We start from the raw sequence: 11,766 nt of genomic DNA on the forward strand, positions 1-11,766 counted from the left end.
TGAACGAATCGTTAACGTGCGCAGTGCCGGATATTAGCCGTTCCTTGTGAACAGGACTTCAGAAATGACGCCGTTTGAAGCAGCCAGCCATGCCGACCCCTATATTTATTACGCTGGTTTAAGGCAACGAAAGGGGCTGTTGTTCGATGCAGATCTACGCATGTGGATCGCCAGTGATGCCAGTGCCGTAGAGGCCATTCTGGAACATCCGGACTGTCGAGTCCGTCCTCTTGATGAGCCGGTTCCTCTCGCCATTGCACAGGGCGCCGCGGGGCGTATTTTCGGTCGTCTTATGCGCATGAACGAAGGAGCTGAACACCAGTGTCCAAGAATGGCCATCGCGCCCGCTTTGGCTTCTGTGCATGACCAAAACATCGCAGAAATAGTGTCGCAGTTGTTCGAGTCCCTCCATGCCCCGGTTGACGACCTCAACGAATTGATGTGGACGTTGCCCGTATCCGTCACGGCAACCTTGATGGGCGTTCCTTTCACCCAGTTACGTGAAGTTGTGACCCTGACCCAGAATTTTGTGGGCTGCCTTTCCCCCATAAGCGACAAGACCAAGCTGGATGAGGCCGATGCCGGAGCGACTCGGTTGAGTCAACTGTTCGCAGAGTTGCTGCTTGGCGAGGATGAAAGAAGTCGCTTCATGAGCCACGTGTTGAGGGAATGTGACGTGACGGGCTGGAAAGATCGAGACGCATTGATCGCTAATCTGATCGGCCTGTTGTCACAGACCTGCGAAGCCACCGCAGGCTTGATCGGCAACACCCTCATAGCAATTCATCGTAACCCCGACCTGTTTGAACCCCCTCAACAACCGGCGCGTGTTGCAGAGTGGGTAGCCGAGGCGGCGCGCCACGACTCCCCCATACAAAACACCCGGCGGTTCGTTGCCGGGCAGTGTGTTATCGAAGGCAGCGTCCTGAAGCCCGGGGATACGGTTCTTTTGTTACTGGCTTCAGCGAACAGGGATCCTTGCGCAAACCCGGATCCCGACAACTTTTTGCTCACACGGCCACACCGTCGAATATTCAGCTTTGGCTCAGGCAGACACGAATGCCCAGGCCAGCAACTCGCTTTGCGTATTGCCTCTGAAGCGGTTTCAGAACTGTTGCGTAGACGGCCCAACGCCGCTGTCCGCGCTCATCAATGGCGCTACTTGCCCTCGCTTAATGCTCGGATTCCTTATTTCCATCGCAGCCGGGAGACTCAACAATGATCGCTGTTATTTTTGAAGCGTGGCCACATGAGGAGCAATACCAGCGGTATCTTGATCTTGCGGCTGAACTGAAGCCATTGCTGGAAGGTTTGGATGGGTTCATTTCAGTGGAGCGTTATCAGAGCCTCAGCGAGCCAGAAAAAGTTCTGTCGCTGTCATTTTGGCGTGATGAGGAAGCCATTAAACGATGGCGCGGCCTTGAGTTGCATCGTGCCGCGCAACTTACGGGGCGTAGGCAAGTATTCGGTGATTACCACTTGCGCATTGCTGACGTGGTGCGAGATTACAGTCTGGAGAATCGTGCTCAAGCCCCGCGCGATAGCCGACGCGCTCATGAATAAAAAGAAATTAAAACAACAAAAAGCCCGGCATCTGCCGGGCTTTTATTGTGGGTCTTGTTACACCTAGAGACTTACTGATAACGCTGGTAGCTAGAACCAAACTCTTTGCGGTTTTCAGCAACGGTCACGGTGCCGGAAGTCTGAGTGGCGAAAGGCTTGACCGCCTCTTTGCTGGCGACTTTGCTGTCCAGAACGGTAGCGCTGGAAGCGTCGACGATGGCGCGTTGGTTAATGTGCTCAGGGCTGGCGAAGGCAGAACCGGCAGCCAGGATGGACAATGCGAAACCGAATGCAATGGACTTTTTCATGATGTAGATCTCCGCGTAGTTGCTGGTAAGTGGGTTAGTTCGTTTCGTTGGGGCCAATCTATTCGCTTGATCCCAACATGAAAAACCACGCATGAAGATATCTAACATCACCCTCGCTGATGTCGGTGACGCGGGCGTCTAACCCGGCTGTTTCAGAGAATGGCCCGGCGTTGAACAAGACCGCGCCGACTGATCCACACCGAAGAAACAATCACCAGCCCGCCTAAAAACAGCTTGCCCAGGTCCTCGTTCTGCCCCCAGATCAACAGATTGATCAGCAGCCCCACCGGCACGTGCAGGTTATTCATCACCGCCAGTGTGGCGCCGTTGACCAGGCACGCGCCCTTGTTCCACCAATACATGCCGAGCGCGGTTGAACACAGGCCGAGGAACAGCAGCACCACCCACTGTTGAGGCGCGTCCGGCAGATGCTGCGGATTGCCGAACAGCAGAAACGCTGGCAACGCCACGGCCAGGGCGCCGAGGTAGAAATAGCCGAAGCGACGGTAATGCGGGAGATCGATGGGGTAACGGGCCACCAGGTGTTTGTAGAGCACCTGCCCTGCGGCGTAGGTGAAATTCGCCACCTGCAGCAGCAGGAAGCCGCCGAGGAAATTCGGATCAACCCGGTCGTAACGAATGATCACGGCGCCGAGCACCGCGACCATGGCCGCCAATAGGCCCCACGGATTGAAGCGCCGATTGAGGGCGTCTTCGATCAGCGTGACGTGGAGCGGCGTGAGGATGGTAAACAGCAGCACTTCGGGGACCGTCAGCACGCGAAAGCTCAGGTACAGGCAGACGTAGGTGACGCCGAACTGAAGCGCGCCAATCAACAGCATGCCACGCATGAATTGAGGCTCGACGCGACGCCAGCGCGTCAGCGGGATGAACACCAACCCAGCCAGCACGACGCGAAGCAGCACGGCAAAGTAGCTGTCGACGTGCCCGGCCAGATAGACGCCGATCAGGCTGAAGGAAAACGCCTGAATCAGCGTCACGAAAAGTAGATAGCCCATGGTTGCCCCTTTTTTGAAGGCGGCGACCTTAGCCGGTTGGCCATGGCCTGTCTATTGAGCAGGTCGGCTCGCCACCGTTGGCGGCGACTCGGGACCCGGAAAGAAAAAACCCGATCGACCCGGCGCAATCCTGCGGGTCGATCGGGCAATGCACTCAGGAGCGAACGAGTGCCAATGGGGTGTCGATGAACGCGAGCATCTTCAAGGGGCGCGATTAACGGGCGATTAAGGCGTCCAGGCGGATGCCGCGCCAGCGTTCGGAGGGCAATCCCCTCGCCGTACCGACGGCAGGCATATCGATCAAAGAAGCCAGCTTTCGACCCGAACCCATCCAAGAATTTGTTTTATCGACGAAGCCGACGTACGCTCCGTCGACGCTGATGCGTGGGTTACAGAGGCTCGCAACTCAGGGAGATGCGCAGTTTGACGATGTCGCGAGTGAATTTCGCGGTGACTTCGGTGCTGCTTTTCGGCGCGACCTGAACCCGGCGCGTGCGCGGGGCTTCCGGCCCGTTGCGAAAGACCACGCTGCACTTGGCAGGGACATCGCCGAAGTTGTTCAGGGTGATGTTGCCGATGTCGTAGGCGACGTCATGACTGTTGTAGTCGACCTGCACGCCCTTGATGTCTTTCTCGACGTCAATCGGGTAGGCAAACGCGCTCAGCGGCAGCATCGCCAGCAGCACACAACAGATTCTTTTCATGGGGCAGTCTCCATTCAGGGACCGCCAGCTTAGGACAACAGGAGCGAGAGATGAAAGCGCCCCGCGTGACCCTTGATCAATGGCGCACGCTGCAAGCCGTTGTCGACCATGGCGGCTTTGCTCAGGCCGCCGAAGCGCTGCACCGTTCGCAGTCCTCGGTCAGCTACACCGTCGCCAGGATGCAGGACCAGCTCGGCGTTCCGCTGTTGCGCATCGACGGCCGTAAAGCCGTGCTCACCGAGGCGGGTGAAGTCTTGTTGCGGCGCTCGCGGCAACTGGTGAAGAACGCCAGCCAACTGGAGGACCTCGCCCATCATATGGAACAGGGTTGGGAGGCCGAGGTGCGTCTGGTGGTCGACGCCGCTTACCCGAACGCCCGGCTGGTGCGAGCGCTGACAGCTTTTATGCCGCAAAGCCGCGGATGTCGGGTGCGACTGCGTGAGGAAGTGCTGTCGGGGGTGGAGGAAGTGTTGCTGGAAGGTGTAGCCGATCTCGCCATCAGCGGCTTCAGCATTCCGGGGTATCTCGGGAATGAGATGAGCAAGGTGGAGTTCGTCGCCGTGGCCCATCCCGGCCATGCCTTGCATCAACTGCAACGTGAGTTGAATTTCCAGGACCTGGAAAGCCAGTTGCAGGTGGTGATTCGTGACTCCGGGCGCAATCAACCGCGCGACGTCGGCTGGCTCGGCGCCGAACAGCGCTGGACGGTGGGCAGCCTTGCGACGGCCGCTGCGTTTGTGAGCAGCGGGTTGGGCTTTGCCTGGTTGCCGCGCCACATCATCGAGCGGGAGATCCAGGAGGGCGTGCTGAAAATTCTGCCTCTTGATAAGGGCGGCAGTCGGCATCCCACGTTCTATCTGTATTCCAGCAAGGACAAACCGCTCGGGCCCGCGACGCAGATCCTGATTGAGCTGATTCAGAGTTTCGACACCGCGCCGCTGGATGCGCCCTTTCCGGCGCCGCAGCAGATGCTGTAAACAACGCGTGCAGTCAGTGGGACCGGCTTTAGCCCGGAATGCGTCAGGGGTCACACCGCAACACTGAGGGTGATAAAGCAGGCCTCTTCCCGGCTGAAGCCGGTCCTACGATAACGACGCGTGCGGTCCCACTGAAATCGGCGCGCGCCACACCCCCCACTGTCCAAACCCGCGCAAACGTGCTTCCCTTACGCCTGTTTTTTCGCAGTCGACATCAATTTCAGGACTCTGCCCATGCTGAAGAAAATCGCCCTCTCCGCCGCTGCCGTGTTGTTCGCCGGCAATCTGATGGCCGCTCCGGCGCCTCACGTTGTGCTGACCACCAGCTTCGGCGATGTGGAAATCGAGCTGAACCAGGACAAGGCGCCCGTCAGCACCCAGAACTTCCTCAAGTACGTCGACAGCAACTTCTACAACAACACCATTTTCCACCGCGTCATCCCGGGCTTCATGGTGCAGGGCGGCGGCTTCACCGCGCAGATGCAACAGAAATCCACCAACGACCCGATCAAGAACGAAGCCGATAACGGCCTGCACAACGTGCGCGGCACCGTCGCCATGGCGCGGACCTCGGATGTGAATTCGGCCACCAGCCAGTTCTTCATCAACGTCGTTGACAACGCAATGCTCGACCACGGCGCCCGTGACTACGGTTACGCCGTGTTCGGCAAGGTCGTGAAAGGCATGGACGTCGTTGACCAGATCGTCAACGTGCAGACCGGCAACAAAGGCGGGATGCAGAACGTGCCGGTTGACCCGATCCTGATCAAGACGGCCAAGCGCGTGAACTAAGCCTGCCGCAAGCGCAAAAGCCGGGCGCCTGCCCGGCTTTTGCATTTTCAGGCCCCGGCCCCTTGAATCAGCGTGAGCAATCGCGTTTTCATGCGGTCTGAACCGAAGACTGTCATTGAGCTGCTCTCAAGCCGCTGTGTTCAATCCCCACCAAAAGGAGAGCCCGCTCAAGCGTGGGCGTCATTGCCAATGCTCTATCGCCGTTTTGAACAGCTGATCGATATCTTCCGCGAAGCCCCCACCGCCGCCCCGCCCAACACTGTCACGTCGTTCTACGTGTATTACCTGCGTCAGGTGTGGCCCAGCTTTGCCGCGTTGCTGGTAGTTGGATTGATCGGCGCGCTGATCGAGGTGTCGCTGTTCAGCTACCTGAGCCGCATCATCGATCTGGCCCAGGGCACGCCCAACCTGAATTTCTTCCGCGAACATGCGTTCGAGCTGACGTGGATGGTCGTCGTCGCGCTGGTGCTGCGGCCGATCTTCGTTGCGCTGCACGACCTGCTGGTGCATCAGACCATCAGCCCGGGCATGACCAGCATGATCAACTGGCAGAACCACAGTTACGTGCTCAAGCAGAGCCTGAATTTCTTCCAGAACGACTTCGCCGGGCGCATCGCTCAACGCATCGTCCAGACCGGCAACGCGCTGCGTGATTCGGCGGTGCAGTCGGTGGACGCGTTGTGGCACGTGCTGATCTATTCGATCAGCGCGCTGGTGCTGTTCGCCGAAGCCGACTGGCGCCTGATGATTCCGCTGCTGAGCTGGATCATCGCGTTCATCCTTGCCCTTCGGTACTTCGTGCCGCGAGTGAAAGCGCGCTCCGTTATCTCTTCCGATGCGCGCTCCAAACTGATGGGCCGCATCGTCGATGGCTACACCAACATCGCCACGCTCAAGTTGTTTGCACACACCAATTCCGAGCAGCAGTACGCCCGTGAGGCCATCAGCGAACAAACCGAGAAGACTCAACTGGCCGGCCGCGTGATCACCGAAATGGACTCCGTGATCACCACCCTCAACGGCATTCTGATTGTCACCACCACGGGCCTGGCGTTGTGGCTGTGGACCCAGTCGTTGATTTCGGTGGGCGCGATTGCGCTGGCGACCGGTCTGGCGATTCGCATCGTCAACATGTCCGGCTGGATCATGTGGGTGGTCAACGGCATTTTCGAAAACATCGGCATGGTCCAGGACGGTCTGCAGAGCATCGCTCAGCCGGTGGGCATCACCGATCGGGATGCTGCGCCGAAGCTGACCGTCAGCCGTGGCGAAGTGAAATTCGAAGACCTCAACTTCCAGTACGGCAAGGGCAAGGGCGTGATTCACGGCCTGAACCTGGACATCAAGCCGGGCGAGAAAATTGGTTTGATCGGGCCGTCGGGTGCCGGTAAATCCACGCTGGTCAATCTGCTGCTGCGTTTGTATGACGTCCAGGGCGGGCGGATCCTGATCGACGATCAGGACATTTCCCACGTCGCCCAGGAAAGCCTGCGTTCGCACATCGGCATGATCACCCAGGACACGTCGCTGTTACACCGCTCGATCCGCGACAACCTGCTTTACGGCAAACCGGACGCGACCGACGCTGAATTGTGGGAAGCCATGCGCAAGGCCCGCGCCGACGAGTTCATTCCGCTGCTGACCGATTCCGAAGGTCGTACCGGGCTGGACGCCCATGTGGGCGAGCGCGGCGTGAAGCTGTCCGGTGGCCAGCGTCAGCGCATCGCCATCACCCGCGTGCTGCTCAAGGACGCGCCGATCCTGATCATGGACGAAGCGACGTCAGCGCTGGATTCGGAGGTGGAAGCGGCGATTCAGGAGAGTCTGGAAACGCTGATGCAGGGCAAGACGGTGATTGCGATTGCTCACCGGCTGTCGACCATCGCACGCATGGACCGCCTGATCGTGCTGGAAAACGGCGTGATCGCTGAGAGCGGGACCCATGGCGAGCTGCTGGCGCACAAAGGGTTGTATGCCCGGCTGTGGGCGCATCAGACCGGTGGGTTTGTCGGGGTGGATTGACCCTTGAAGAAATAGGCCCGCGGCGGATGTCCTGGGAGGTTCCGATGCCGCCTTCGTGAGCACGCTCACTCCCACAAGGATTGAGCTTGCCACGAGACAGCGGTGTCAGGGCGAAGCCAACAAAGCTGTTCACGCTTGATCGGACCCAGACAGATCGAGCTACACCTGCCGATACGGCAAGGCCCCGCGCGCTTCTTCGGCGTACGCCAGAATCCCCGCCCGTTCCTGGGTCAGAAAATCCGCCACCGCTTCTCGCAGTCCCGGGTGCGCCAGGTAGTGCCATGAGTGGGTGATGACCGGCTCGAAACCGCGAATCAACTTGTGCTCCCCTTGGGCGCCAGCGTCGAAGCGCTTGAAGCCATTAGCGATCGCGTAATCCATGCCCTGATAGAAACACGTCTCGAAGTGCAGCCGGTCGAACTCGGCCAGGCAGCCCCAGTAGCGGCCGTAAAAGCTGTCGCCGCCGATCAGGCTGAACGCCATCGCCACCGGCCGCGAACCCTGTCGCGCCAGCACCACACGAATCGCGTCGGGCATGCGCTCGGCCACAAGGCTGAAGAATTCCCGCGTGAGGTACGGCGTTTGCCCACGCACTTCGTAGGTATTGGAATAGCAGGCGTAGACGAAATCCCAGTGCGCCTCGCTCAGCTCGTGCCCTTCCAGCCAGTCGAAATCAAAGCCCTGCCCCGCCACTTGCTCGCGCTCTTTGCGCATCTGCTTGCGCTTGCGTGAGCTCAAGGCATCGAGGAAATCCTGAAAATCCCGGTAGCCGCGGTTCTGCCAGTGGTACTGGCAGCCGATGCGCTGCAGCCAGCCGGGCTGTTCGCCAAGCAATGCGTCGGCGACCGGGTCGGTGAAGTTGACGTGCACGCTGGACAGCTCCTCGCCTTGGGCATAGCCCGGCAGGCAGGCGAGCAGTTCGCGGCCATCTTCGGGGGTCTTTGCCAGCAGGCGCGGCCCGCTTACCGGACTGAACGGCACCGCCACCAGCAGCTTGGGGTAATAGGCCAGACCGGCGCGCCGGCAAGCGTCCGCCCAGGCGTGATCGAAGACGTACTCGCCGTAAGAGTGCCACTTGCGGTAGGCCGGCAGCGCAGCAATGAGTTGCTCGCCCTCGTAGTGCAGCAAGTGCTCGGCGCGCCAGCCGGAACGCGACCCGAGGCTGCCGCTGTCTTCCAGCGAACTGAGAAAGGCATGGCGCAGAAAGGGTGAGTCGCCAGGTATCAGGGCGTCCCACTGTTCAGGGGCAAGGTCCGACAATTTATCCAAACGGTGTAACGACATTTCGCCACTCCTGGTGCAGTCGTGTGGTCGCGCTAACGTCTGCGCAGTATCACTTATTCACAGGGTCTGCACGTGAATTTACTCGACAGAACGCTCTAGCCTGCGGCTTCAACAAAATTTTCACATGTCATCCACATGCCACCACCTTGCCACTCTTTCGTCATAAACGGCCGCAATACTGGCGCCTGTTTTTAGAGCATCAGGTTCTAAGCGCTCTGACCTTTCCCCGCCCGCCAATGGTCGGTTGATCCTTGGATGATTCGGTCATCCCTTCTCAGTTACGGAGATTGATATGCGTCTTGCTTCCACGAAAACTGCGGCAGCCCTGTGTGGTGGTGTGCTGCTGGCCATGAGCGTTCCGGCCAGCGCCGCAGTCGACGCGAAACTGCTCGACATGCTCAAGGCCAACGGCTCGATCTCACCTGCCCAGTACGCCGAACTGCAAACCGAGCTGACCAAAGACCAACTGGCCCAGCAACAGGCCCAGAAAGCGACCTCCGACCAGATCGCCGCTGCCACCGCTGCCAAGTCCTCCGAACTGTCTGCCTTCGAGCAGAAAGTGGCATGGGCAGCGAAGACTCAATTCAAGGGCGACGTTCGCGTTCGGCAAGAGACGGTCAAGATCGACGACCAGAACAACAGCCAGGACAAAAACCGTCAGCGCATCCGTGTGCGTCTCGGCGCCTACAGCGAGATCAACCCGCAAGTCAGCACCGGTATCCGTATCGCCACCGGCGGCGACAACAAGGCCAACTCCACCAACGTTGACCAGAACGACTACTTCACCAAGAAAGACCTGTGGCTGGATCAGGGCTTCATCGACTACCACCCGACCGCAATCCAGAACCTGCACGTCATCGGCGGCAAGATGGCTCAGCCATGGGTCAGCGAAGGCGACGTGATCTGGGACAACGACATCAACCCTGAAGGTCTGGCCGCGACTTACAGCCTGCCGATCAACAAGGGCTTCGAGCTGTTCGGCAGCGCCGGTACCTACACCCTCAAGGACAACATCAGCGGCGAAGGGACGCAGTTCAAGAACGACCTGCGCCTGAACGCCGCTCAGTTGGGTACGCGGATCGCCATCACCGACAACGTGAAGATGACGGTCGGTGGTTCGGTCTACAACTACGAGAACTCCAACGACTGTAATCCGGCCGCTGCCAGCACCAGCTCGACGTTCTGTGGCTTGAGCATCAATGGCAACAACACCACTGACTTCCGTCTGTATGAAGGCTTCGGGCAACTGGACCTGACCGGCTTTGTCGTGCCGGTCGGCCTGTACGGTCAGTACGTGGTCAACAGCGCGACCAACAGCGACGAAGACACAGCCTGGCTGGCCGGTGTGAAAACCAAGGTGTTCGGTTTCGGTCTGGACTACAACTACCGCGATACACAGCGTAACGCTGTAGTGGGTGCTTTCACCGATTCCGATTTCGCCAACGGCACTACCGGTTCGCGCGGTCACAAGCTGGCTATTTCCTACGACATCGACAAGAACTTCGCGGTCGGCGCGACGTACTTCCTGACCAAAGCGGACTTCGCGACTTCTGCGCTGCCGCGTGATCAGGATGCCAACACGCTGCAACTGGACGTGCTGGCGAAGTTCTAAGAAAGGCAGCTACGAGCTATAAGCTGCAAGTGACAAGCTGAAAGCTTCAAGCGGCGTGTTCTTGCCGTTTGAAGCCGCTATAGACCTCAAGCCCGCCGTTGCGCTGTCGGATCCCCATCATCCGTTCCGACAGAGCAGCGCCGGGCTTTTTTTGTGGACTCTAGGATCTTCTGCGGATCCCACAACTGTACGAGAGATTCCCTCTCGCGCAGCTGGCACAGTCCCACATGTTTAGCCGGCAGTCATGCCGCACGCATCACTTCTTGCGCAGAATCACGCTACCAATCGAATACCCCGCGCCGAACGAGCTGAGCACGCCCAGCGCGCCGCTTGGCAGGTCGTCCTGGTGTTCGTGAAACGCGATCACCGAACCGGCGGAGCTGGTGTTGGCGTAGCGATCGAGGATCACCGGGGCTTCCTCGACCGTGGCGTCGCGGCCGAGCAGTTTCTTCACGATCAGGTGGTTCATGCTCAGGTTGGCCTGATGCAGCCAGAACCGTTGCACGTCGCCGACGTTCAGCTGGTTCTCGTCCAGGTGCGCAGCCACCAGTTCGGCGACCATCGGGCAGACGTCGCGGAACACCTTGCGGCCCTCCTGCACGAACAGTTTGTCCGCCTTGCCCTCGCCCTCTTCCGCCGTGCGGTTGAGGAAACCAAAGTTGTTGCGGATGTTATTGGAAAACGTGGTCAGCAGCTTGGTGCCGACGATGTCGAACTGGTGCTCGGAGGTCGCCAGGTCAGCGCGCTCGACCACCACCGCCGTGGCTGCATCGCCAAAGATGAAGTGGCTGTCGCGGTCGCGGAAGTTGAGGTGCGCGGTGCAGATTTCCGGGCTGATGACCAACAGCGCCCGGGCCTGGCCCAGCTTGACGCTGTTGCAGGCGGTCTGAATGCCGAACGTGGCCGAGGAGCACGCCACGTTCATGTCAAAGCCGAAGCCCTGGATGCCCAGCGCCGCCTGGATTTCGATGGAGATCGCCGGGTAAGCACGCTGCAGGTTTGAGCAAGCGACGATAACGCCGTCGATGTCAGCGGCGGTCTTGCCGGCACGCTGCAGGGCCTGTTTGGCCGCGGCAACGCCCATCTCGCAGAGAATCGACCATTCATCATTGGAGCGCTCGGGCAGGCGCGGCTTCATGCGCTGGGGGTCGAGAATGCCGTCCTTGTCCATCACGTAACGGCTTTTGATGCCGCTGGCTTTTTCGATGAACGCCGCGTTGGATTCCGTCAGTGCCTGAACCTCTCCCGCTTCGATCGCGGCGGCATTTTCGGCGTTGAACTGGGCAACGTAGGTGTTGAAAGACTGCACCAGCTCATCGTTGGAAATACTGTTGGCGGGGGTGAAAAGCCCGGTGCCACTGATCACGACTTCGTACACGGTCGTTCCTCTCGAGATAAAAGCAGCTCATTGACGGCAGCAGCTGAACAGCCAGCACAAGCGGGGCGTCGGTGGTTCTGGGACGAAAGTCCCAATGCAACGAGGCA

Annotated in this window: 11 protein-coding genes; 6 read left to right on the plus strand and 5 right to left on the minus strand. The window is 59.5% G+C overall.

Annotated features, from left to right (window positions below):
* The first annotated feature begins 64 nt into the window (after positions 1–64).
* A complete protein-coding gene (locus ABEH28_RS17755; RefSeq protein WP_346630689.1) occupies positions 65–1,222 on the plus strand; it encodes a cytochrome P450 in 1,158 nt (385 codons plus the stop codon).
* Positions 1,219–1,563: an antibiotic biosynthesis monooxygenase gene (locus ABEH28_RS17760; RefSeq protein WP_192171533.1), complete on the plus strand. Its 345-nt coding sequence runs from the start codon at positions 1,219–1,221 to the stop codon at positions 1,561–1,563. The genes ABEH28_RS17755 and ABEH28_RS17760 overlap by 4 nt, the downstream gene beginning before the upstream one ends.
* Positions 1,564–1,634: 71 nt before the next feature.
* Here the strand turns inward: ABEH28_RS17760 and ABEH28_RS17765 are convergent, their stop codons facing one another.
* The 3 genes from ABEH28_RS17765 to ABEH28_RS17775 form a co-directional block, all read right to left on the minus strand.
* On the minus strand, positions 1,635–1,871 hold the full coding sequence (locus ABEH28_RS17765; protein ID WP_237254428.1) for a hypothetical protein: 237 nt from the start codon (positions 1,869–1,871) through the stop codon (positions 1,635–1,637).
* Positions 1,872–2,023: 152 nt separating this feature from the next.
* Positions 2,024–2,890 carry a carboxylate/amino acid/amine transporter gene (locus ABEH28_RS17770; RefSeq protein WP_346630690.1) on the minus strand — a complete coding sequence of 289 codons (867 nt, stop codon included), beginning with the start codon at positions 2,888–2,890 and terminating at the stop codon, positions 2,024–2,026.
* 389 nt (positions 2,891–3,279) lie between these two features.
* Entirely contained in the window at positions 3,280–3,594 is a 315-nt protein-coding gene (locus ABEH28_RS17775) for a 3-phosphoglycerate kinase (RefSeq protein WP_065992674.1), read from the minus strand.
* A 50-nt stretch (positions 3,595–3,644) separates the two neighbouring features.
* Here ABEH28_RS17775 and ABEH28_RS17780 point away from each other — a divergent pair, with 50 nt between their 5' ends.
* The 3 genes from ABEH28_RS17780 to ABEH28_RS17790 all read left to right on the plus strand — a co-directional run bounded on the left by ABEH28_RS17780 (position 3,645) and on the right by ABEH28_RS17790 (position 7,385).
* Entirely contained in the window at positions 3,645–4,571 is a 927-nt protein-coding gene (locus ABEH28_RS17780) for a LysR family transcriptional regulator (protein ID WP_346630691.1), read from the plus strand.
* A 234-nt stretch (positions 4,572–4,805) separates the two neighbouring features.
* Positions 4,806–5,363, plus strand: coding sequence for a peptidylprolyl isomerase (locus ABEH28_RS17785; protein WP_192171538.1), 558 nt, complete (start codon positions 4,806–4,808; stop codon positions 5,361–5,363).
* Positions 5,364–5,552: 189 nt separating this feature from the next.
* On the plus strand, positions 5,553–7,385 hold the full coding sequence (locus tag ABEH28_RS17790) for an ABC transporter ATP-binding protein (protein ID WP_346630692.1): 1,833 nt from the start codon (positions 5,553–5,555) through the stop codon (positions 7,383–7,385).
* A gap of 159 nt (positions 7,386–7,544) precedes the next feature.
* Here the strand turns inward: ABEH28_RS17790 and ABEH28_RS17795 are convergent, their stop codons facing one another.
* Positions 7,545–8,669, minus strand: coding sequence for a GNAT family N-acetyltransferase (locus tag ABEH28_RS17795; RefSeq protein ID WP_346630693.1), 1,125 nt, complete (start codon positions 8,667–8,669; stop codon positions 7,545–7,547).
* Positions 8,670–8,961: 292 nt separating this feature from the next.
* On the opposite strand from ABEH28_RS17795, the gene ABEH28_RS17800 reads away from it, so the two are divergent.
* Positions 8,962–10,281 (plus strand): putative porin, encoded by a 1,320-nt coding sequence (locus tag ABEH28_RS17800; protein ID WP_346630694.1) that lies wholly within the window; start codon positions 8,962–8,964, stop codon positions 10,279–10,281.
* A gap of 256 nt (positions 10,282–10,537) precedes the next feature.
* Here the strand turns inward: ABEH28_RS17800 and ABEH28_RS17805 are convergent, their stop codons facing one another.
* Positions 10,538–11,659 (minus strand): beta-ketoacyl-ACP synthase III, encoded by a 1,122-nt coding sequence (locus ABEH28_RS17805; protein WP_346627522.1) that lies wholly within the window; start codon positions 11,657–11,659, stop codon positions 10,538–10,540.
* Positions 11,660–11,766 lie beyond the last annotated feature (107 nt).

Origin of the sequence: Pseudomonas sp. Ps21-P2 (genome assembly GCF_039672565.1) — a bacterium.
Taxonomy (GTDB): Bacteria; Pseudomonadota; Gammaproteobacteria; order Pseudomonadales; family Pseudomonadaceae; genus Aquipseudomonas.

Excerpts from the sequence above, each read along its gene's own strand:
- ABEH28_RS17800 (WP_346630694.1), top strand. The coding sequence starts at position 8,962 with ATGCGTCTTGCTTCCACGAAAACTGCGGCAGCCCTGTGTGGTGGTGTG.
- ABEH28_RS17795 (WP_346630693.1), bottom strand. The coding sequence starts at position 8,669 with ATGTCGTTACACCGTTTGGATAAATTGTCGGACCTTGCCCCTGAACAG.
- ABEH28_RS17780 (WP_346630691.1), top strand. The coding sequence starts at position 3,645 with ATGAAAGCGCCCCGCGTGACCCTTGATCAATGGCGCACGCTGCAAGCC.
- ABEH28_RS17770 (WP_346630690.1), bottom strand. The coding sequence starts at position 2,890 with ATGGGCTATCTACTTTTCGTGACGCTGATTCAGGCGTTTTCCTTCAGC.
- ABEH28_RS17775 (WP_065992674.1), bottom strand. The coding sequence starts at position 3,594 with ATGAAAAGAATCTGTTGTGTGCTGCTGGCGATGCTGCCGCTGAGCGCG.
- ABEH28_RS17760 (WP_192171533.1), top strand. The coding sequence starts at position 1,219 with ATGATCGCTGTTATTTTTGAAGCGTGGCCACATGAGGAGCAATACCAG.
- ABEH28_RS17790 (WP_346630692.1), top strand. The coding sequence starts at position 5,553 with ATGCTCTATCGCCGTTTTGAACAGCTGATCGATATCTTCCGCGAAGCC.
- ABEH28_RS17765 (WP_237254428.1), bottom strand. The coding sequence starts at position 1,871 with ATGAAAAAGTCCATTGCATTCGGTTTCGCATTGTCCATCCTGGCTGCC.
- ABEH28_RS17755 (WP_346630689.1), top strand. The coding sequence starts at position 65 with ATGACGCCGTTTGAAGCAGCCAGCCATGCCGACCCCTATATTTATTAC.
- ABEH28_RS17785 (WP_192171538.1), top strand. The coding sequence starts at position 4,806 with ATGCTGAAGAAAATCGCCCTCTCCGCCGCTGCCGTGTTGTTCGCCGGC.